We start from the raw sequence: 21,827 nt of genomic DNA, 5'->3' as shown, positions 1-21,827 counted from the left end.
TAAAAAAGGCTTATAGCCGCAGAGCAAACCACCCGTTATACGGGTGGTTTTGATTAAAACAAATCATTACAATGTTATAATGATTGCGCTTACAAACATTATAATGTTATGATGTTTTGCAAGAGGTGAAATACATTGAAAAGTACAGGTATTATTAAAAATATTAAAACTTTAAATAAAAAAAGAATTGATATATTACTTGAAAAAGGGGTTATTAAAAAAATTTCAGATGGAAATACATTACAAGGAAAAGTAATTTTCAATGGTTCAAATTCTTTTGTTTCAACTGGTTGGATTGATTTACATGTTCATGCTTTCTCTGATTTTAGTCCTTATGGAGATGAAATAGATGAAATAGGCGTTAAACAAGGAGTTACTACAATTGTAGATGCAGGGAGTTGCGGTGCTGATAGAGTTAATGAGTTACACGAAAGAGCGCAACAAAGCTTAACTAATGTATATGCATTTTTAAATATATCTAAAATAGGACTTGAAAGAATAGATGAATTATCAAATTTGAGTTGGATAAATCAACATGCGTGTATTAAAGCTGCTCAACAATTTGAAGATATGATTATCGGATTAAAGGCGCGTATTAGCAGTAGTGTAGTTAAAGAGAATGGTGTAGTGCCTTTGGAGAGAGCTATAAAAATTAGTGAGCAATTAAACTTACCAATCATGACCCATATTGGATCTGCACCACCTAAAATACAAGATGTAATTCCGTTACTTAGAAAAGGCGACATTATTACACATTTTTTAAACGGTAAGTCCAATAATCTATTTGATCAAAATGAAGAGCCTTTAACAGTTTTAAGAGAAGCAATAAGTCGAGGAGTGAAGTTAGATGTTGGTCATGGTAATGCAAGTTTCTCCTTTGAAGTAGCAAAACAAGCGCAACGCAACCATATTCAATTTAATAGTATAAGTTCAGATATTTATAAAAAAAATAGAATAGAAGGTCCAGTATTCAGCTTATCTAATGTACTTACTAAATTCTTGTACCTCGGTTATACCTTAGAAGAAATTATTAAAGGTGTCACAGAAAACCCAGCCCAAATTATAAATAAACCTGATTTAGCAAAACTTAATGAGGGAATGACAGCTAACTTGACCTTATTTGATGTTATAGATTCACAGCAAAATATTATAGATTCACATGGACACGAAAGTACAATTACAAAGGTAATTAAAGAAAGAGGAGTGGTAACAAATGGAAAATTCATTGAATTATAAATACGGCTTAAAACAAGTTATAAATGCAAGTGGGAGAATGAGTATTCTGGGTGTGTCTTCTCCAACAAACTCTGTAATGGATGCTATGAAATTTGGAGGACAAAACTATGTAGAAATTGCAGATTTAGTTGATAAATCTGGCGCTTATATTGCTAATAGAATTAATGCTGAAGATGCGGTCGTCGTAAATTCAGCGTCTAGCGGAATCGCATTATCTATTGCAGGTGTTGTTACTGAAGGAAATGAACGTAAAAGTCAAAAGCTCCACAACGAAAGTATAGATAAAAATGAAATCATATTATTTAAAGGACACAATGTTCAATATGGTGCACCTATTGAGACAATGATTTACTTAGGTGGCGGTCGCGCAGTTGAAGTAGGGTATGCAAACGAAGGTAAAGAAAATCATGTACAAGAAGCAATAAATGAAAATACAGCAGCCATTCTTTATGTGAAATCGCATCATGCGGTGCAAAAAAATATGGCCTCTGTTGAAGAAATATATCAAGTAGCTCAAAAATATAATATCCCGTTAATTGTGGATGCTGCTGCAGAAGAGGAGCTGACGAAATACATCCAGTGTTCAGATTTAGCCATTTATAGCGGTTCAAAAGCAATCCAAGGTCCAACTACTGGTATAGTCGCTGGTAAAAAATCATTGATTGAATCTGTGAAAACGCAATTACATTTTATAGGACGAAGTATGAAAGTAGGAAAAGAATCAACTTTTGGGTTATTACAAGCATTAGATGAATACTTCGATAAAGTTGATAATTCAGAAGCAGAAAAAAGTGAATTAGATAAACTATCACCCATTAACAACTATGAAGGTATTCGATTAGAAATTGTTCAAGATGAAGCGGGAAGAGAAATTTATAGAACACGTGTACATGTAGATTCATCTATTTTAAATATGTCTGCAGAAAAATTTGTTGAAAAATTGAAAAATGCTGATGTTGCAATTTATACACGCGATTATGGAGTGAAGCAAGGGTTCTTTGATATTGATCCAAGGCCATTAAAACAAGGTGAAATTGAAATTATTTATGAAATAATTGTTCAAATTGTACAGGGGGAAATTTAATGAAAATACATGATAGATTTTATAAAGAGAGAGTTGCTTTGAATGTCTTAGCTAAAGGGGAAGAAAATATCAAAGCAGTATATCAAGCAGCTGATGAAAATATCGTCATAGGTGTGTTATCGAAAGATTATGACGGTGTAAATAGTGCGGTGACAGCGATGACACAATTTGGAAAGGAGGTTGACGACGCTATTTCGATTGGCTTAGGTGCTGGAGACAACCGACAAGCTAAAGTAGTAGCTGAAATCGCAAGATACTATCAAGGTGCACATATTAACCAAGTATTTACCAATGTAGGACAAACAACTGCTAAAAATGATGAACAATCTTGGGTCAATGCATTAGTCTCTCCCACAGGTAAACCAGGCTTCGTAAATATTTCTACTGGACCTATTAGTAGTGAAGGAGAAGAGAAAGCAATTATACCTATTGAAGCAGCAATTAATTTAATTAAAGATATGGGAGGCTCTTCAATCAAGTTTTTCCCTATGAAGGGTTTAGAAACAGTTGAAGAATATAAAGCAGTAGCTGAAGCTTGTGGAAGGGCAGAATTTGGGTTAGAGCCCACGGGTGGCATCACTAAAGATAATTTTGAAGAGATCGTGAAAATTGCTTTAGATTGTAAAGTTCCGAAAATTATACCGCATGTTTATTCATCTATTATTGATAAAGAAACAGGTCTCACAAATATAAATGATGTAGAATGGCTTACTTCTAAAATTAAGCAATTAGTGGATTTATATGAATAAGCACATTGCAGCTTATGGGGAAATTATGATGCGGTTAGAAGTACCCGATAATCTGTTATTGAGACAGGCGGAAAATTTAAAATACTCTTTTACTGGAACAGGCGTTAATGTTACGGGATTATTGTCACAATTTGGCTATGACACGAGCCTAATCAGTGCTGTACCAGAAAATTCAATTGGTACAGCTGCTATTGGTGCAATAAGAAGATTAGGTATTCACAGTGATTTTATTATCAAAAACAACGATAATTTGGGTATGTATTTCTTGGAGCAAGGTTTTGGTAATCGCCCTAGTAATGTGACCTATACAAATAGACAGCAAAGTAGCTTTAACACAACAGATATTTCAGAATATGATATTGTTCAATCCATGAAAGGCGTTGATGTGTTGCATATTTGTGGTATATCTTTAGCTATGAATAATCTAACTCAGAACAATATTCTTACTATTGTTAAAGTGGCAAAAGAACAAGGTATTAAAATTGTTTTTGATTGTAATTTTAGGCCTTCTTTATGGGGTGACAATGGTAATCAGCGTGCAAAACCATACTATGAAACCATTTTAAGAGAAGCGGATATTGTAATTATGAGTGAAAAAGATGCAATTAACACACTCAATTTAACAACTACTAAGGAAAGTAAAGAAGAACAATTAGAAGAATTATTACTTGTTGTAGCTGAAAAATTTAATATAGATATTATTGCTGGTACTATCAGAACAATTCAAGGAAGTAATCAAAACAACATCAAAGGATATTTATTTAAAAATGGAACAATGTATTATTCGGAAGCTTTTGAAGTGAATATCTTAGACAGAATTGGTACTGGAGATGCATATACATGTGGCGTAATCCACGGTGAATTATCAAATATGGATCCTCAAGAAATGGTTACATTTTCAACCGCAGCTTGTGTATTGGCACATACAATTTCCGGGGATACACCATTATTTGATACTGATGATATAATAAAAATCGTAAATGAAGAAAAAAATGATATTGAGAGGTAATTGATTTATGACGAAATTATCATCAGATAAAGGTCCATTATATTTACAAATAAAAGAAATTATTGAAGACCGTATTATTCATGGTATCTATACTATTGGGAACTATATACCAACTGAAATTGAATTTGAAGAAGAGTTTAATGTAAGCAAAGTAACAGTTAGAGCGGCTATTAAAGAATTAGTAACACTAGGCTACTTGGAGAGAAAAAGTGGTAAAGGTACAACAGTTATTAACCACAAACAAGTGAGTAATGAAACCAATAATAAAAATTTCACAGAAAAACTTGTAGAACAAGGAAATAAAATTCATAAACTTATAAAAGACATTGTAGTAGAGACACATGAAAAAAATAGTGAGTTATTTCAAATGTTTGGCGAGAAATCTTATAAAATTACAAGAGTCTATTTATTAAATGATAAACCATACATTCTATTTAATCATTATTTACCACATCCATTAAGTAGTTTGGACGAGTATGGAGAATTAAAGGAGAATAATGATCTTTCTATATATAAAATTTTAGAAGATGAGCAAATAGAAATAAAAGATATTGAGGATAACTTCTCTGTTGGTTTCAATGAACAAGCCACAGCGTACTTGAATCTTCAAACATCCAATCCTTTACTTGTAAGGGAGAGAATATCGTATTCAGTAAACCATCAAATTGTTGAATATAGTATAGGTTATTACAATAGTAAATTGAAAAAATATAGTATCAGTTTGAAAGGGTAAGCAATCTCTTGTGATTTGTTGGTAGCGCCAACATAATTGGGGGAAAAAGATGGATTCAAATATATATTTATTAATCATTACGCTACTTTCGATCATTATTGTCATATTAGGCGTTGCATGGTGGAAATGGCATGCATTTATCAGCTTAACAGTGGCAGGTTTATTTTTAGCTATCATGGCAGGTTTATCTCCTGAAAAGATAGTTACAGCATATGAAACGGGTGTAGGGGATGTTTTAGGCCACTTAGTAGGTATTTTAGCGTTAGGAACAATTTTAGGAAAACTAATGTCTGATTCTGGAGCAGGTATGCAAATATCTGATTATCTTGTTAAAGTCTTAGGTTATAAAAAATTACCATGGGCTATGATGCTATCGGGCTTTATTATCGGGATACCAGTATTTTTTGAAGTGGGGATTGTAATTTTATTACCACTTGTTATTTCAATTCATAAAACGACTAAGACGAATATATTACTTATTGCTATACCACTATTAGCAGGATTATCAATTGTGCATGGTATTGTACCACCACATCCTGGTGCTATGACAGCAATTGGCATATATGAAGCAAATTTAGGTAAAGTATTGTTATACTCGCTGCTTATTGCATTACCTACAGCAATCATTGCAGGACCTGTTTTCGGCAAATTTATAAGTAAAAAGGTAATACCAGAAAAAGAACCAAATATTATTAAGGTAAATAATAAAACAAATGGTTTGCCAAGCGTTATTGTTTCATTTTTAGTAATTATATTACCAGTACTTTTAATGTTGCTATCTATCGTGACACCTTATTTAGGAGATATTCCTAGCATATTAAAAAATACATTGTTATTTATAGGTAATCCAGTAATAGCATTATTAATATCTTGCTTTGCTGCATTCTATTTATTAGGATTCAAACAAGGTATGACGAAAAACGTAATTAAAGATTTGGTTGAAGAGTGTATCTTACCAATTGGTTCCATTATTTTAATTATAGGTGCTGGCGGGGGCTTTAAACAAATACTTATTGAGACAGGTGTGGGAGATTCAATTGCACAGATGACAGAAAATCTCTCACTATCGCCATTACTATTAGCCTTTTTAGTAGCAGGCTTAATACGTGTCGCTACAGGTTCTGCCACTGTTGCTTTAACCACAGCTGCGGGAATAGTATCACCAATTATCCAACATATGTCTGGTGTGAATTTAGAATTGTTGGTAATAGCTACCGGAGCAGGATCATTAATGCTTTCCCATGTGAACGATGCCGGATTCTGGATGGTTAAAGAGTATTTAGGTTTAAATGTAAAAGAAACTTTTAAAACGTGGACAGTCATGGAAACTTTATTGTCATTTGTGGCATTTGCAATTGCTTTTATAATAGATGGTATTATTTAGGTGGAAATCGTTTATAACATCGATATAAAAAGTCAGTCACCCGTAAGAGTGGCTGACTTTTTTATTTACAGTAAAATTAGCACGTTATAAAAATGGGATTCAATTTTTAGTTTGTTGAGTTAGATTGACTTTGAATTTTTTCTGAGTTATTTTGAACTTTGTCATCTTGATTTGAAACAGACGTCACGCTTTCCTTTTTCCAAACGCGCTCTAGTTCTTCAAGTGTTTTACCTTTGGTTTCAGGAATGAATTTCCAAACGAATAGTCCTGATAAAATACTCATCAGTGCATAAAAACCATAAGTCATGGCGCCGCTAACATCCATCATAGTGGGATAAGTGGAAGTAATTGTAAAGTTAGCTAACCATTGAACTGCCACGGCTATTGCCATAGCACTACTTCTAATTCTATTAGGGAATATTTCTGATAATAATACCCAAATGATAGGTCCCCAACTCATCATAAATGAAGCAGTATAAAGTACTAAAAATATTAAAGTGATAACACCGAATGCACCGTTTGCAGCTAAGACACTCATACCAATCATACCGATTGCCATACCAGTTGATCCAATGATTAGTAAAGGTTTCCGTCCAAATTTGTCTACATATAATATAGCAATGATTGTGAAGATTACGTTTACTAAGCCCATGACAACGGTTTGTATCATAGATGTGTTGCTACCTGAACCTAAATTTTCAAAAATACGAGGTGCATAATATAAAGCAACATTGATACCAATAAATTGTTGGAAAACAGATAATAAAATACCTACTATAATAACTGTCTTACCAAAACTGAAAAGTGGGGCTTTCACATCTGTTAACTTGTTTTTAGTAGCTAAAATGTCATTTAGTACATTTTGAGCATGATTCTTTGAAGCATAAATTTTATTAAGAACCGAGAGCGCTTCTGTATTTTTATTACTTAATGATAAGAACCTAGGTGTTTCAGGTACTAAAAATAATAAAAAGAAAAATGCTATTGCGGGAATCGCTTCAGTAATAAACATATAACGCCATCCAATATCTTGAATCCAACTTTGGGATTGGCCATATGTAATACCGTAATTTACAAAATATACTACTAACATACCGAATATAATGGCAAATTGATTCCATGAAACGAGTTTACCTCTAATTGACGAAGGGGCTATTTCACTAATGTACATAGGAGAAATTGCAGAAGCTAATCCTACACCGATACCACCAATAATACGATATAGATTAAATGCAATGAGTAGGCCAAGGTTAGATCCAGTTGAATCAAAAAATAAAAATTCGGGATAGCCTGACAAAATTGCAGAAACGATAAATAGGATAGCAGCTACTTGTAATGATTTTTTTCTACCTAAGCGACTTGAAAAACTTGAAGACAATAGACCACCAATAATACAACCGATTAGTGCACTAGAAACTGTGATACCATGAATGAAACTGCCATAATCTTTCGTTAAATATTGCTGTAGAGATTGTTCAGCTCCAGAAATAACTGCTGTGTCATAGCCGAATAATAAACCACCGAGCGTTGCGATTAAAGCTATTTTAAAAATAAATTTCTTATTATTATAAGTTGACATATATCCATCCCCTTGATAGATCACTTAAATTTATTAAGTTTTTGAGTTGCTGGCTGCGTAGCGTCATAAATTGTTTTATATATATTAAATAAGTCTTGATAAGATTTTGTGTTTGCTTCAATGGGATATACTTTTTGATGGTATGCTATCCATGCTTCGCTCATGTCATTGAAAGTATTAAACCATTGTTCTCCCATAGCGGCTAACATTGCTGCACCATAAGCTGGACCTTGTTCTTCTGTTCGTGTAGAAATAGTTGTATCGAAAATATCTGCCTGAATTTGCAACCATTGATTATTTTTAGCTCCACCACCGATTGATACAATTTCAGTCATGTTAATAGCGTTGTTTTTCATAATTTGAATACTTTCATTAATAGAGTAAGTAATGCCTTCTAGAACAGCACGTTTCATATCGAGCGGTGTTGTATTTGCATCTAAACCGATGAAACTACCTCGTACTGAAGCATCATTGTGTGGTGTACGTTCACCTAATAAATAAGGCGTGTACATTAATCCATTAGCACCAACCTCTGAGTGATTAATCTCTTTTAAGAAAGTAGTGAAATTTTCATCAGGAGAGATAAGATGCTTAAGCCATTCCAGGCTATATCCAGCAGATAAAGTCACGCCCATAATGTATTTTTGATTTGGAACACAATGATTAAAGTAATGTACGCTTCCATCATTTTCATAATCAATACGATTTTCTATAGACAATGCGACGCCTGAAGTTCCGATACTGACAAGTTGCTTTTGTTCGTCGGTAATACCTGAACCTAAGGCACCACAAGCATTATCTGCGCCACCTTGGTACACGTTAATGTTCCAATCAATACCTAAAATATTTTTTACTTTTTCAGTTAATTGGCCACTTTTTTGATGTGAAGCAATGACTTCTGGACAAATGGATGGATCAATGTTTAAGCGATGTAATAATTCTGTGGACCAATTTTCATCTTTTACGCTAAACATAATTGTACCTGCAGCATCTGAAGGTTCTGTGTAAACATTACCTGTCAATTTATACACGATGTAGTCTTTAGGGAGCATAAACTTAGCGATACGCTTGTAGTTGTTTTGCTCATTATTCTTTAACCACATAAGCTTAGGTAAGGTGAAGCCTTCTAACACTGTGTTTTGTGTTAATTCTAATAACGAATTAAGGCTTAGCTTTTGTTTAATGTCTTCAACTTCTTGAGATGTTCTTGTATCATTCCATAAAATAGCTGGTCTAATTGGAGTGCCTTCTTGATCAATGACTACTAGACCGTGCATTTGACCAGAAAAACTGATACCAGTAATATCATTTTGCGTATAATGATTTAATATATGTTTTAGACTCTCTAACGTTGCTTCATACCAAATTTCAGGATCAATTTCGCTGTATCCTGACTTAGGATGTTCCGTATTATAAGAGACGCTGTAAGATTCTACAACGTCACCACTTTTATTTACTACAAGCGTTTTTAAAGCACTCGTGCCAATATCTATACCAATTACATAGGGCATTTTTATCAATCCTTATTATTAATATTTAAGATATATTGATTAATTTGTGATTTAATGACTTCTAAATGATCAGAAGCATTATTAATTGTATTAATGTTGAAAGCATAATCTTCTAATTCATTAAATGAAGTCTTTCCTTCAACTATTTTCTTACCAATGCCTTCATTAAATGATTTATATTTTTCATCCATAATATTTTCAAAGAAATTATCTTCAATCATCTTATGAGCAACACGTAGACCTAATGCGAAAGTATCCATACCTGCAATGTGAGTTAAAATTAAGTCTTCTTGTTTAAATGATGTTCTTCTAGGTTTAGCATCAAAGTTTAATCCGCCTGGCGCCAACCCACCATTTTTAAGTATTTCGTACATTGCTAACGTAGTATCATATACATCAGTTGGAAATTCATCTGTATCCCATCCTAAAAGGGGATGTCCTTGGTTAGCATCTACGGAACCCAACATATTATTATCACGTGCATATCTTAATTCGTGTTGGAATGTATGGCCAGCAAGTGTCGCGTGGTTAGCTTCAATATTAAATTTAAAGTCTTTATCTAAATCATATTTTTGTAAGAAAGCGTGTGCTGTTGCAACATCGGTATCATATTGATGTGTGGTAGGTTCTTTAGGTTTTGGTTCTATTAAAAATTGTCCTGTATAGCCGATTTCATCTGCGTAACTTTTTGCCATTTTAAAGAAAGTAGCTAAGTTATCTAACTCTAATTTCATATTAGTATTTAATAAACTTTCATAGCCTTCACGACCTCCCCAAAAAACAAAGTTTTCGGAACCAAGTTTTTTAGCAATTTCTAATGATTTTTTAACTTTTGCAGCTGCATATGCAAATACTTCAGCATTTGAAGACGTGGCTGCACCATGAACAAAACGCTCGTGAGTAAAGTTGTTGGTTGTATTCCAAAGTAATTTCTTACCGGTTTGATCCATTTTTTCTTTAATAAGTTCTACAATGACATCTAAATTTTCATTAGATTCTTTTAAAGATGCACCTTCTGGAGCAATGTCTACATCGTGAAAACAAAAGTAATCTATACGTGTTTTTTCCATAAATTCAAAAATTGCTTCTACTCTTGCTTTTGCTTTTTCCATCTCATCTAATGAATCCCAGTCACGTTCTGCAGCACCTACACCGAATGGATCGGAAAGGTCAGCAGTGAATGTGTGCCAATAAGCGACACTAAATCTTAAAAGTTCTGACATGGAGTGATTACCCAATTTTTCTTCGGGATTGTAATACTTAAAACTAAAAGCGTTATTTGACTTAGGACCTTCGTAATTTACTTTATTAATATCAAAATAAGACATAATATTCCTCCTACATTTTAGTTGGTTAATTTAATAAACAAACTAACTTTAGAGGTAATATAGCACATCGTTTATTTTTTGTAAACGCTTTCTAAAAATAAAAAAAGAGTGGGACAGAAATCAATTTAGCTTGAAAGATTTCGTTAGCCCACTCAAGTAAGGAACAATAAACAGTCCGAGACATCTACTTTATACCTCGGACTGCTGCGATTATTTAATGTTCATTTGAATGTTATTTATATTTAATGTTTTTTGCATTATTGCTAGGGTGCCCCCCAACAAAGTAGCCTGTTTTACATTAGTGGTTAGATGTATTTGAATTGGACTAGCTTGAGAAAAATAGGAGAATTGTTTTTTAATTTCATCTAAAATATTAGGTAATTCATTAATTAAAGGACAGTTAATGTAAATAGCGTCTGGATTAAATTGTGTGTTCAAATTGTGAATCAGAACTGCCATTTTGTTTATAAATTGTTCAATTTCTCGAGCAACAATGGAATTTCCCTCATTATAATATTGAATCAGTTCTGTAAATGTAAGTGTGACGCCCAACCTATTATTTATTTTCTGTATTAAAGCATCTTGAGAGCATATATCTTCGATTTTATAATATTTGTTGTCGTTATCATTTATAGATTCCGAAACCAATGTCTTACCGATCTCTCCAGCCTCTCCGTTTGAGCCACGATAAAGCTTTTTATTTATTATGATGCCAGCGCCTATGCCTTTGTGAATACTTAAAGTAATCAAATTATTTATGTTTGAATTTATATATAGACTTTTTTCATATAGCGCTGATAAATTTGCTTCATTTTCTATAACGACAGGAACATTTGTGAATGACTTTAATTCATCAGTAAATGTACTGCGTTTATTTTTATGAAAAGGAAGGTTGATAATGTTTTGCTCATCGTCGACGATACCATGTATGGATATAGATATACCAAGTAACCCATGTAACGTATCATATCTTTCTGACACATTTATATTAGATTCTAAAATTTGTAATATGCTGCTTACATTCTTATCTTTTAATTCGTAGGAATCTTGCTTTAATATAGTGGCATCAAAGTAGTTGTACATTAATTCAACAGAATCATATGTTAAATCCATGGAAATATAGTAGCCATATTTTTGGTTGATTTCGAGTAAAATAGGCTTACGTCCACCACTTTTAGTACTATTACCTTCTCCTACTTCATTAACTAAACGCTTGTGTTTTAAGTTGTTCAGAATGTTAGAAATAGTAGCTTTATTAAGTTCTAAATTCTTCGATATTTGTGTTCGTGAAATATTACTGTTATTGAATATTTGTTTTAATACACGCTTCTCATTTTCATTTATTATAAAATTATTTTCCATTTATTATTACCTCTTATCTAATTTGGACAGGGGAAGTTCAGTTAATATTACCAAGTGTAACATAGTGTAATGTGAGTATTGGCTGTTGGCAAACGATATAAGCAACTTTATTCTATAATCAATTATATATTATAAAGTGGAAAATATAAATTTAAGTTATAGACGTAGCATATTGAGTGAGCATAGATTGATTAATATACGTCACACTTTAATAATGAATTTAAGTAAGTTTATAAAATTATGATTTCATTTTAATGACGACAATTTAAATGACTAAGCTTAAGTTCAAATTAATTTACAATAGATTGTTATATAATGAAAATAAATTCTATATAATATGTTTATTGATTTTACAATAATAGAATTTATCTAATTATAATAACTTCGGTTGACAACTGATTTTGAAGCGAGTATGATATAAAAATGTATAAGGGGTGTACTGTTTTGAAGATTTATATATCCCCAAAAATTTGAATAGCTATAAACGCCCCGGAATAAGCACTCTAGCATGTTTCGGTTTTTAAAGTTCTAATAGTACACACAGTGTACAATTTAAAAAAGGAAGGTAAGAAAAGATGTTTAATGAATTTAAATTTATTTTTAGAAACAAAATGTTAATAATAGCGCTTATAGCAATCGCAGCTATCCCATTGCTATATGTAGCATTATTTGTAGGTTCAATGTGGAGCCCATATGATAAGACAGATCAATTAAAGATTTCCATTGTTAACCAAGACAAGACTGCAAAATTGAATGATGAAAAAGTTACAATCGGTGATGATGTAGTCGATAAATTAAAAGATAATGATAAATTTGACTTCCAAGAGGTTTCCAAAAAAGAAGCATATGACCAACTTGAAAGAGGGAAAAGCGTTGGTACAATTATTATCCCTAAAGATGCATCAAGTAACGCAACAACATTATTAGATAAAAATCCTAAAAAAATAAATTTAGAAACACAAGTAAATCCAGGATCAAGTTACACTGGTAGTCAATCAGCTCAGAAAGCAATTAATACAGTGACAGATTCAATCAAAGACAATATTCGTTCAAATTATTTAGACCAATTATTTGATAGCGCCAAAAAATCAAAATCTGGTTTCCAAGATACTTCTGAAGCTTTAGGAGAAATGTCAGATGCTGAATCTCAACTTATTGATGGAAATCAACAAGTTACAGACGGTTTGAAACAGTTAGAACCTGCAGTAGGACAGCCTGCACAACAATTGATTTCAGGAAATCAACAAGTTACAGATGGTTTAACTCAATTACAACAAAATAATAATCAATTAAAAGAAAAAATTGACCAATCAGTTTCTCAACAAGAGGGTGTCGCATTTGAAGGAGATAATGAAAAAGCTCTAAATAATGTGACGAAAGTGGATGAGAATAACGCTACAGAAGCTGATAAGTATGGTGAAACAATTGTCCCATATATGGCAAGTGTTAGTTTATTTGTAGGCGCAGTTTCATTTAGCGCAATTTATCCTTTAAGAAAAGTATTAAGTAAAGAGATAACATCGATTAAACAAGCATTTGGCAAACTATTATTGTATCTTGTACAAGGTACAATATCAGCACTTTTAATGAGTAGTTGGGCGATATTTGCACTGAATATGTCTATCGATAATATCGGTAAATTTATCTTGGTAGGATTATTGTGGGCCATCGCAGCAATTACCATTACAACATTCTTGAGCCTATTGCTAGATAGAATAGGACTCTTTATATCAATGGTCTTACTGATACTGCAGTTAAGTTCAAGTGAAGGGATGTTCCCAATAGAATTATCTGCACAATTCTTCAGATGGATTCACCCATTCTCACCAATGTCATACGCAATACAAGGTTATAGAGAAGCAATCTTTACTCATGCAGGACATTTTAACTTTGGTTTTGTGGTAGCCTTACTCATTGGTATTATTGTAGTAATGATGATTTTACAATATATAGTTATATTATGGTTTAACAAAAGACAAAGAGTACCATTCTCAATAGAGTTTAAATAAGTGTTATTCGGAGGTGGCTTATTTGGAAAATGTAGATAAGACAATTGAAGAAGCGATTATTAAGTTTCAAATAGTAATGTTGCATTTAAATAAAGAGATTGTGGATATCGTTAAGGAGACCGGGCTGAGTAATTTGCTTTCAAGAGAACAGATTGAGGCAATGAGAATTATAAAAACTGAGGGCAAAGTAACGATTAATGAATTAGCTGGTTTACAAAATATTTTTAAAACGGCAGCATCAAAGCGTATAGCGAAATTAGAAGATATGGGCTATGTGCAACGTGCGTATTCAGATAATAAACGTATCAAACTCATTAAATTGAGTGATGAAGGTGAAGCATTTTTGAAGAAAGCAACAGCTGTTATGACAGAAGCAGTGAAAGATCGCCTTGGAAATAAATTTACAGCCGAAGAAGTTCATCATTTCGTAGATCAACTTACACATATTGATAATGCTTTTAGAGAACACAAATAAATTACAAAAAATGACCCGAGACATATAGTGATGTTTCGGGCCATTTTTTTATGTAGACTTCTTGTCGAAAATGAATGAATACAATGAAATCATTTTAAGCAAGTAGTTTTTGGTCTGATTCTCTTAATTTTTTATCTAATATTTATAATAAGAAGAAAGGCTAATACCTATAAAATATAGACTTAAATATTCGCAATTAGTATAATTAACATTGTAATTAAGTATTTTTTATATTATGTTGGTAAATATTATTGTTTTAATAAATTTAATTTTATAAATAGGAGGAACATTGTTATGAAAAGAACAACAGAACGCGTACTAACGTGGATTGGTATCGCGCTACAATTAATTGCTGTAATCATATTGGCTGTTTTTATTCCGATGTTTGGAAATAGTGAGCTCAAAGATACTTTTATTAATCAAATGATGCAAGAAGAGGCTAGCGTTACATATGAAGATGCTAATGCATTCTTTAGTACACTAAGCGGACTTGTAACTGCAGGTTTAGTAATAGGTATTGTAATTTTAATTATCGCATTGATAGCAGCATTCTTAATTGGTAAAAAAGCTAAAGTAGCAGGCGTTTTACTAATTATAGCAGGTGTAATTTCTTTATTAGGTAATTGGATTAATGCTGTGCTGTGGATTGTTGCTGGTATCATGCTATTAGTGAGAAAACCCAAAGCACCTATTTATAGTAAAGATAATGATGAGGACGTAAATCCATATATTAAAGATGGTTCACAAGTTAAAGAACACAATAATTCGTTTGTTTTATCAGAAGAACAAAAAGAAAATGAAAAAGAAGCTATCAAAGATGAATATACAAAATCAGATGAAGAGAACAAATATAAATACTAAATAACAAATGTAATAACATAATTTTAAACACCAAGTCGCCCTTAATGTATGAGGTACTTGGTGTTTTTCATATACAAATAATGATGTAAAATCATTCGGATTTTATTAAATCTAATATTTGTTGTAAATATTTATATAACTCATGCTGCTCGATTCTTTCGTTCACTTGATTAATAGGATTTTGATTGATAAATTCTTTAGGTGACATGTGCATTATATTTTTAAAATCACGCAAATAAGTATTGTAAGAACGAAATCCATACTCTCTCCAGGTAGATTCCCAATTACCATGTAATAAAAGCTCCCTCGATAAACTGTAAATCTTCACTTTTTTTATATACTTTAATAAAGATATATTCATTTTCTTTGAAAATTCACGTGAGAGATAACTACTGTTAACGTAAAACTTCTTTGAAATGTAAGATAAAGTTAAAGGTTTTTTATAATTTTTATTGATATACTCGACTACATTTTTAATTAGTTTGTTTGAATATGACATATTCACATACAAATTATCTTTTGAATGATTAAGGTAATTAATAAGTTTTATCACTCCAATATCCGCATTGAAAAAATCCTCCTCTAGAATTGCCTTTAATGTCTCAATATAAGTTTCAGTTATTACTTTTGGAGGTGGATAATTGTCTGAAGCACCTTCTCTGTACACTAATGAAAAACGGTGATAGGTGATGTTGTTTACAGAAATACAAGCAATGATAGCTTGCCTACTAATTATTAAATTTTCTTCGAAGTCATAAACTATAAAAACTTCACCTTGTTGGAACGTATACGTTGAAGCCAATTTTTGAAAAGAGACTTCACCTGCGATAACTAAATATAAATTCGCGAAGTTAGGTGTATTTAAATAGTTTAGTTTGTCATGTTGTTTATAAATAACTAGGTTGTAATTCACTATGCTCCCTCCGACCTTTTTATAGTGGAATGAATTCTTGAATTAATTTCAGCCACAAAAGCATATATTATATTAAAAATATTACAACTAATTTATATTACGGTCAATTATTAAAGTGTAGTTAAATAAAAATTACTTAATAATATAAAAATATTTGATTTAGTAGATGATTTTGCATGTTTTTTTGCATGTTTTTTGCTTAGAAATGTCATGACTTGACTCTGTTTTTTAGATTTGAATTCTATCATAGAAGTTTGTGGCTACGCATGTTCTATTTTTTGAGGGAGTAACTGATATAAACTATAGCTTACCTAGTTGCACATTACTTATTAAAAATATTTTTTATAGTCATTTAGTTGTGTTGTTTTTGAATGTTTTAATAAAACGTTTTGAACAAACTAAATTGTTTTATTGAGGAAGATGTATAAAAGGTGTAAATTAATATTATAAGGGTACTACTTGATTTATTATCTATACTTAAAATTCATTTTTCAAAATATCAAATAATGAGGTGAAGTAAATGTTAATAATGGTTGCAGTTCTTACACCAATATTACTTGTCGGCTTTATCGTGATGTCGATTTTAGAAGAAAAGAAAAAAGGAAAGAAAAAGTAAGTTTATTACTATAAATTAATAAACAAAATTTAATTTGCTGGTATTGATACATGTTGTTTAACGTGAAACATAACTTAACAGTTTTGTGGGTATGCTCAGTTCTTGCATTGTATAAAAGAATTTGTAATGGCTAGGTCATATGCAAATAGTTTTAACATGACCTATATTTGATTGATTTTCAAGGGGGCACTTATGTAAATTTCTCATTATTTCATAAGTACAAAAGTAAGTGGAATTAGGCAAAGGGGGCAAAATTAAAATGCATGAAATGTTAATTATTTTAGAGACTGTATTATTGCCTATTTTTATTATGATTGTAATAGGGTATGTACTGCAGAAAAAATTCACATTAGATTTAAAAACATTGGCAAAGTTAAACATATACATATTTGTACCTGGATTCATATTTGTAAAATTTTACAAGACGAATTTTGAAATCAAGCTCTTATTGTATATCGTAGTATTCTTTATCATATACATAATTATTCTCTATGGTATTGGTAAGTTGTTGGCCTATTTTGGTACAAAGGATAAAGGTGAAGCAACAACATTAACGAATAGCGTATTATTTTTTAATTCTGGTAATTACGGCGTTCCGGTAAATGATTTAGTATTTAAAGGAGATCCTTTGGCGATGTCTGTTCAAGTCATTGTGCTTTCCTTACAAAATATATTTACTTTTTCATATGGTATATTTTCAATACAAGCTGTGCACATTGGGAAACTTAAAGCGGTATTAGGTTACTTTAAGATGCCTGTTTTATATGCTTTAATATTTGCGATTGTTTTAAATTATGGTAATGTCCCTATACCTAAATTTATATGGACACCGGCAAACTATATTGCAGATGCAATGATAGCAATTGCCTTATTATTATTAGGTGCCCAGATTGCTAATATTAAATTTAGCTTTAAGTGGTCAAGTTCATATGTGTTTATATTTGTGAGGCTGATTGTTGGTCCGGTGATAGCCCTTGGTATTATCAAACTGATGGGGCTTGAAGGTATCATAGCACAAGCGTTATTTATTACTTCAGCTATGCCTACATCCGTTAATAGTTCAGTTATTGCCCAGGAATATGATAATCATCCAGAACTTGCGGCTGAATTAGTCTTTTTATCAACATTACTGAGTGCGATAACTGTAGTCATCGTCATTTATATGTCGAAACTAATATTCTAACTTCAGCGTCATTGTCATATCATATGATTGGAAATTTGAAAGTTATTTCAATATGATACAGTTGTTGAATATTTAAAATCTAACAAAAGGAATCGATGATATTGAATGAAGCAGTGTTAGGTATAGATGTAGGAACAAGTTCAGTTAAAGTTATAGCCGTGAGTAAAGAAGGAGAAGTTTTAGCTAAGGTTAGCGAAGAGCTTGATGTGATACAACTTCAATCTGGATATAATGAGCAACAACCAGATGAATGGTTTGAGGCAACAAAAGTATGTATTAGACAAATAGTAAGTAACAACGCGCTAAATGATATCTATATTTGTGCTTTATCGTTATCTGGTCAAATGCATAGTTTAGTGGCATTAGATAGCAATAATAAACCGATTCGAAATGCAATATTATGGAATGATACTCGATCAACACATCAGTGCGCAACAATTGAACAACAATTTGGTAATTATGTGTTATCCAATCCGGTGTTAGAAGGTTTTACACTGACGAAATTGCTATGGATAAAAGATTATGAGCCTAAAAATTGGAACAAGATAGCAACATTCTTATTACCTAAAGATTATGTGCGGTTTAAGCTTACTGGTAAGATAAATATGGAATATTCAGATGCTTCGAGCACACTATTAATGGATCCAAAACAGAAAAATTGGTCGAAGGCCATTGGCTCACAATTTGGTATTCATAATATTTACCCCCCACTCGTATCATCCGGAGATTTTATTGGATATGTAGAAAGTAGCTTAGCTAAATCATTAGGATTAAAAGAGGATGTAGCTGTTTTTGCGGGTGGTGGTGATAATGCATGTGGCGCACTTGGTGCGGGTGTTATCAAATCCAATGATACATTATGCAGTATTGGTACGTCTGGCACGTTATTAACTTGTGAAGCAGATGAAGGGAAGATGTATCACCATAATTTACACTATTTTAATCATGTTGTAGAGAATAAATCATATGTAATGGGCGTGACGCTTGCTGCTGGAGATAGTTTGAATTGGTTAAAAAATCATGTGTTCCCTAATTTAACTTTCAATCAAATTTTAAGCTTAGCAAGTGAATCTACAATTGGCAGTGAAGGGTTGTTATTTGCACCATATCTTTCAGGTGAGCGTACACCACATGGCGATTCCAAAATTAGAGGCAGCTTTATCGGGTTAAGTACTTTACATACAAATGCAGATATAGCTAGATCAGTAATTGAAGGTATTACTTATTCATTGTATGAAACATTGGTATATTTACGTGAAAAAGGGAAAGACATAACGCATATTACATCAATCGGTGGTGGTGCGAAAAATGATTTTTGGTTACAATTACAGGCTGATATATTTAATGCGAAAGTCAGTAAATTGAAATATGAGGAAGGGCCTTGCATGGGTGCTGCAATGCTAGCGATTGTCGGTTTGGGTTGGCATGAAAACATAGAAGATGTAGTTAATCAATTTATTGTCTATGATAGAACTTTTCTGCCAAATAAAGCTCATCATGAACGCTATATTAAATATTTTGAAATATATCAAGAAGTCTATCGTCAGACCCGACCTATAACAGCACGTTTGTTAGAGTTGTCTTTATAAGTGAGAAAACACATAATCATGTTATCTATTATTAGTAACATGTGCTACCAATGTCAAAGTGATACTTGAAAAGTAAATCATTATAAGTTAGATTGTAAGTAATCGCTAAAACATGTGAATGAACATTTATTTTGAAAATTTAATAGATAGAAACCACTGGAAGTGCCTTTGATAAAGGCTGAGACCGAAGTAATAACTGAGGGATTCCTAGAACCTGATCCAGTTCGCACTGGCGTAGGAAAGTGGCGTTTTCTATGATAGAAGTAATCATATAACGTTATTTTTCCACCAGGAAAAATAACGTTTTTTTATTTGGGGTGAATATATTGTTTATTGCTATTACACCATATCAAGATTTGTCTAAATCACATATTAACCATTACTGTGAAATCGAAGGTATGATCGATTACTTATTAATAAGAGTGCCAATGAATACTGAAGAAGTCATTCAGTGGGTTTATGAATTACTAAAAAATGAGTTTCCTAAGGATAAGATTATTGTTCATAGTGATATCAACGTAATCCTACAATGTGACTTGTCGGCAATTCATTTTAGGGAAAATGACCCTTGTATTGAGGAGGTGCAAGCTAGTTACCCTGATATACAAGTAAGTATGTCTACGCATCATAAAGAAGCTATTGTTAACGCTAAATATTTAGGGCTAGATTTTGTGTTGTTTGGACACGTATTTGAAACACCTTCTAAACCACAGCAAACACCTAGAACAAAGTCGGAGGTTAAAGCAGCGCTACAAATTGATATTCCGATTATTGCAATTGGAGGTATTAATCAACATACTTTATCTTATTTACCTAATGGATTTTCAGGAATAGCCGGTATTTCTATTTTTAATCAATACTCGAAACAAGAACTCAAGCATATGAAGGAAGCGTGGGATGGGCATGTATGATGTCATTATTATTGGATCAGGAGTCATGGGCATGTCAATCGCACGTGGGTTAAGTCAGACTTTTGCGAATATAGCTGTGATAGATAGAGATGAAACAGGTAAGCATGCATCTTATAAAGCGGGTGGGATGTTAGGCGCGCAAAATGAATTTACCGAAAACAATGCTTTGTTTAGTTTGGCAACAACTTCTCAAAGGATGTTCGAACCGCTAAGGGACAGTTTGTTTGAAGAGGTTGGCGTGGATATTGAGTATTTAAATAGCGGATTAATAAAATTGGCTACGGATCATTATGATAATAAAAAGATTGAGCAACAATATCAATTTTTAAGACAACATTTTACATCTGTAGAACGTCTTAGCCCGACTGATGTCCAACACGTGTCCAATGGAGCCATTACTTCAAAACATACAAATGGTATTTATATGCCTGAAGATAATCAAATCAATGCAAACCGCTATACCAAAGCGTTGTTGAAGTCACTATCACATCGACATATAGATAGGATATACCAAACAACTGTGACTCATATTGAAGCCGAAAAAGACGGATACCGTGTGGATACACAAAGTGGAACTTATTATTCTGAAAAGCTAATTGTCACGGGTGGCGCTTGGACAAGCAAACTTTTACAGCAATATTTACCTTGTGAAGCGGTTAGTGGTGTAAAAGGGGAAGTACTATTGATAGAACAACCCGATTTGAATTTGGATGTTACCATGTTCCTGACAAATGGTTGCTACGTCGTCCCTAAATTAAAGAATAGATATTTAGTCGGTGCAACAAGTTACTTTGATGACTATTCAGTTGGGGTGTCTAATTCAGGAAAATCCTGGCTTAAGTCACAGGCTTTGCACTATATACCTGATTTGAAAAATGGAAAAATCATAAATCAATGGTCAGGTATACGGCCCTATTGTCAAAATGAACAACCTATTATGGATGAAGTAGATAAAGACTTATTTGTGATTGCTGGCCATTATCGCAATGGGATTTTACTTTCGCCTTTAATAGGTGAGTTGATGAGTCAATGGATTATCAGCGGACATAGGCCAACACAATTGTATGATTTTCAGATTAGGAGAGGTGAACGAAATGAAATGTAAGATTAATGGTGACGTATTTAACTTTGAACAACCAATTAATATACAAGAAATAATTCAATCATTGGGTCTCGATGAAAGACGTATTATTGTAGAGCATAATGAAACATTGATTAAGCGAGAACAATTTACATCTCGAATAGTCAATGACGAAGATAACTTAGAATTATTAGAATTTGTAGGAGGCGGTTAA

Annotated in this window: 19 protein-coding genes and 1 riboswitch; of the genes, 14 read left to right on the top strand and 5 right to left on the bottom strand. The window is 32.3% G+C overall.

The genetic code is table 11. The features are described 5' to 3' along the window. Positions 1 to 135: 135 nt before the first annotated feature. From D9V42_RS03080 to D9V42_RS03055, 6 genes are read left to right on the top strand one after another with little or no spacing between them, the layout of a single operon-like run. Positions 136 to 1,236, top strand: coding sequence for an amidohydrolase/deacetylase family metallohydrolase (locus D9V42_RS03080; RefSeq protein WP_107555299.1), 1,101 nt, complete (start codon positions 136 to 138; stop codon positions 1,234 to 1,236). Then, positions 1,214 to 2,320, top strand: a complete 1,107-nt coding sequence (locus tag D9V42_RS03075) for a DgaE family pyridoxal phosphate-dependent ammonia lyase (RefSeq protein WP_107555300.1) — start codon at positions 1,214 to 1,216, stop codon at positions 2,318 to 2,320. Before D9V42_RS03080 ends, D9V42_RS03075 begins: the two co-directional genes overlap by 23 nt. Beyond that, the gene (gene dagF, locus D9V42_RS03070) at positions 2,320 to 3,069 is read left to right on the top strand and encodes a 2-dehydro-3-deoxy-phosphogluconate aldolase (RefSeq protein ID WP_107555301.1); all 750 of its coding nucleotides are present in this window, start codon (positions 2,320 to 2,322) and stop codon (positions 3,067 to 3,069) included. The genes D9V42_RS03075 and dagF overlap by 1 nt, the downstream gene beginning before the upstream one ends. Next, on the top strand, positions 3,062 to 4,078 hold the full coding sequence (locus D9V42_RS03065) for a sugar kinase (protein WP_107555302.1): 1,017 nt from the start codon (positions 3,062 to 3,064) through the stop codon (positions 4,076 to 4,078). The genes dagF and D9V42_RS03065 overlap by 8 nt, the downstream gene beginning before the upstream one ends. Positions 4,079 to 4,085: 7 nt before the next feature. Then, positions 4,086 to 4,811 carry a GntR family transcriptional regulator gene (locus D9V42_RS03060; RefSeq protein ID WP_107555303.1) on the top strand — a complete coding sequence of 242 codons (726 nt, stop codon included), beginning with the start codon at positions 4,086 to 4,088 and terminating at the stop codon, positions 4,809 to 4,811. Positions 4,812 to 4,860: 49 nt separating this feature from the next. After that, positions 4,861 to 6,195, top strand: a complete 1,335-nt coding sequence (locus D9V42_RS03055) for a GntT/GntP/DsdX family permease (protein WP_122063012.1) — start codon at positions 4,861 to 4,863, stop codon at positions 6,193 to 6,195. Between the two features lie 106 nt (positions 6,196 to 6,301). Here D9V42_RS03055 and xylE read toward each other — a convergent pair whose 3' ends face one another. From xylE to xylR, 4 genes are all read right to left on the bottom strand, one after another. Beyond that, positions 6,302 to 7,774: a D-xylose transporter XylE gene (gene xylE / locus D9V42_RS03050; protein ID WP_122063010.1), complete on the bottom strand. Its 1,473-nt coding sequence runs from the start codon at positions 7,772 to 7,774 to the stop codon at positions 6,302 to 6,304. A gap of 20 nt (positions 7,775 to 7,794) precedes the next feature. Next, positions 7,795 to 9,285 (bottom strand): xylulokinase, encoded by a 1,491-nt coding sequence (gene xylB, locus D9V42_RS03045; protein WP_107555306.1) that lies wholly within the window; start codon positions 9,283 to 9,285, stop codon positions 7,795 to 7,797. A gap of 5 nt (positions 9,286 to 9,290) precedes the next feature. Further along, entirely contained in the window at positions 9,291 to 10,613 is a 1,323-nt protein-coding gene (gene xylA / locus D9V42_RS03040) for a xylose isomerase (protein WP_107555307.1), read from the bottom strand. A 210-nt stretch (positions 10,614 to 10,823) separates the two neighbouring features. Next, complete coding sequence (gene xylR / locus D9V42_RS03035; RefSeq protein WP_107555308.1) at positions 10,824 to 11,975, bottom strand: transcriptional repressor XylR; 1,152 nt, start codon at positions 11,973 to 11,975, stop codon at positions 10,824 to 10,826. A gap of 575 nt (positions 11,976 to 12,550) precedes the next feature. Here xylR and D9V42_RS03030 point away from each other — a divergent pair. The 3 genes from D9V42_RS03030 (at position 12,551) to D9V42_RS03020 (ending at position 15,320) form a co-directional block, all read left to right on the top strand. Further along, complete coding sequence (locus D9V42_RS03030; RefSeq protein WP_122063008.1) at positions 12,551 to 13,984, top strand: YhgE/Pip family protein; 1,434 nt, start codon at positions 12,551 to 12,553, stop codon at positions 13,982 to 13,984. Between the two features lie 22 nt (positions 13,985 to 14,006). Then, positions 14,007 to 14,459: a MarR family winged helix-turn-helix transcriptional regulator gene (locus D9V42_RS03025; protein ID WP_107531936.1), complete on the top strand. Its 453-nt coding sequence runs from the start codon at positions 14,007 to 14,009 to the stop codon at positions 14,457 to 14,459. 294 nt (positions 14,460 to 14,753) lie between these two features. Further along, positions 14,754 to 15,320 carry a DUF4064 domain-containing protein gene (locus D9V42_RS03020; protein WP_107555310.1) on the top strand — a complete coding sequence of 189 codons (567 nt, stop codon included), beginning with the start codon at positions 14,754 to 14,756 and terminating at the stop codon, positions 15,318 to 15,320. A 91-nt stretch (positions 15,321 to 15,411) separates the two neighbouring features. Here D9V42_RS03020 and D9V42_RS03015 read toward each other — a convergent pair whose 3' ends face one another. Continuing rightward, positions 15,412 to 16,233: a helix-turn-helix transcriptional regulator gene (locus D9V42_RS03015; protein WP_107555311.1), complete on the bottom strand. Its 822-nt coding sequence runs from the start codon at positions 16,231 to 16,233 to the stop codon at positions 15,412 to 15,414. A gap of 875 nt (positions 16,234 to 17,108) precedes the next feature. Between D9V42_RS03015 and D9V42_RS03010 the strand changes: the two genes are divergently transcribed. The 5 genes from D9V42_RS03010 to thiS all read left to right on the top strand — a co-directional run bounded on the left by D9V42_RS03010 (position 17,109) and on the right by thiS (position 21,827). Beyond that, entirely contained in the window at positions 17,109 to 18,032 is a 924-nt protein-coding gene (locus tag D9V42_RS03010; RefSeq protein ID WP_122063006.1) for an AEC family transporter, read from the top strand. A 101-nt stretch (positions 18,033 to 18,133) separates the two neighbouring features. Further along, positions 18,134 to 19,621 (top strand): xylulokinase, encoded by a 1,488-nt coding sequence (gene xylB, locus D9V42_RS03005; protein WP_122063004.1) that lies wholly within the window; start codon positions 18,134 to 18,136, stop codon positions 19,619 to 19,621. A 148-nt stretch (positions 19,622 to 19,769) separates the two neighbouring features. Next, a riboswitch (TPP riboswitch) is annotated at positions 19,770 to 19,879 on the top strand. Between the two features lie 68 nt (positions 19,880 to 19,947). Further along, the gene (locus tag D9V42_RS03000) at positions 19,948 to 20,532 is read left to right on the top strand and encodes a thiamine phosphate synthase (RefSeq protein WP_142402305.1); all 585 of its coding nucleotides are present in this window, start codon (positions 19,948 to 19,950) and stop codon (positions 20,530 to 20,532) included. Continuing rightward, positions 20,525 to 21,637: an NAD(P)/FAD-dependent oxidoreductase gene (locus D9V42_RS02995; RefSeq protein WP_122063015.1), complete on the top strand. Its 1,113-nt coding sequence runs from the start codon at positions 20,525 to 20,527 to the stop codon at positions 21,635 to 21,637. Before D9V42_RS03000 ends, D9V42_RS02995 begins: the two co-directional genes overlap by 8 nt. Continuing rightward, the gene (gene thiS, locus D9V42_RS02990) at positions 21,627 to 21,827 is read left to right on the top strand and encodes a sulfur carrier protein ThiS (RefSeq protein WP_122063002.1); all 201 of its coding nucleotides are present in this window, start codon (positions 21,627 to 21,629) and stop codon (positions 21,825 to 21,827) included. The genes D9V42_RS02995 and thiS overlap by 11 nt, the downstream gene beginning before the upstream one ends.

Source organism: Staphylococcus pseudoxylosus, assembly GCF_003697915.1.
Taxonomy (GTDB): domain Bacteria; phylum Bacillota; class Bacilli; order Staphylococcales; family Staphylococcaceae; genus Staphylococcus; species Staphylococcus pseudoxylosus.
This window is presented reverse-complemented; position numbering and strand designations above follow the sequence as displayed.

Bases quoted from the DNA above. Each gene is read 5' to 3' on its own strand.
- D9V42_RS03075 (WP_107555300.1), top strand. From the start codon at position 1,214: ATGGAAAATTCATTGAATTATAAATACGGCTTAAAACAAGTTATAAAT.
- dagF (WP_107555301.1), top strand. From the start codon at position 2,320: ATGAAAATACATGATAGATTTTATAAAGAGAGAGTTGCTTTGAATGTC.
- D9V42_RS03065 (WP_107555302.1), top strand. From the start codon at position 3,062: ATGAATAAGCACATTGCAGCTTATGGGGAAATTATGATGCGGTTAGAA.
- D9V42_RS03060 (WP_107555303.1), top strand. From the start codon at position 4,086: ATGACGAAATTATCATCAGATAAAGGTCCATTATATTTACAAATAAAA.
- D9V42_RS03055 (WP_122063012.1), top strand. From the start codon at position 4,861: ATGGATTCAAATATATATTTATTAATCATTACGCTACTTTCGATCATT.
- xylE (WP_122063010.1), bottom strand. From the start codon at position 7,774: ATGTCAACTTATAATAATAAGAAATTTATTTTTAAAATAGCTTTAATC.
- xylB (WP_107555306.1), bottom strand. From the start codon at position 9,285: ATGCCCTATGTAATTGGTATAGATATTGGCACGAGTGCTTTAAAAACG.
- xylA (WP_107555307.1), bottom strand. From the start codon at position 10,613: ATGTCTTATTTTGATATTAATAAAGTAAATTACGAAGGTCCTAAGTCA.
- xylR (WP_107555308.1), bottom strand. From the start codon at position 11,975: ATGGAAAATAATTTTATAATAAATGAAAATGAGAAGCGTGTATTAAAA.
- D9V42_RS03030 (WP_122063008.1), top strand. From the start codon at position 12,551: ATGTTTAATGAATTTAAATTTATTTTTAGAAACAAAATGTTAATAATA.
- D9V42_RS03020 (WP_107555310.1), top strand. From the start codon at position 14,754: ATGAAAAGAACAACAGAACGCGTACTAACGTGGATTGGTATCGCGCTA.
- D9V42_RS03010 (WP_122063006.1), top strand. From the start codon at position 17,109: ATGCATGAAATGTTAATTATTTTAGAGACTGTATTATTGCCTATTTTT.
- D9V42_RS02995 (WP_122063015.1), top strand. From the start codon at position 20,525: ATGTATGATGTCATTATTATTGGATCAGGAGTCATGGGCATGTCAATC.
- thiS (WP_122063002.1), top strand. From the start codon at position 21,627: ATGAAATGTAAGATTAATGGTGACGTATTTAACTTTGAACAACCAATT.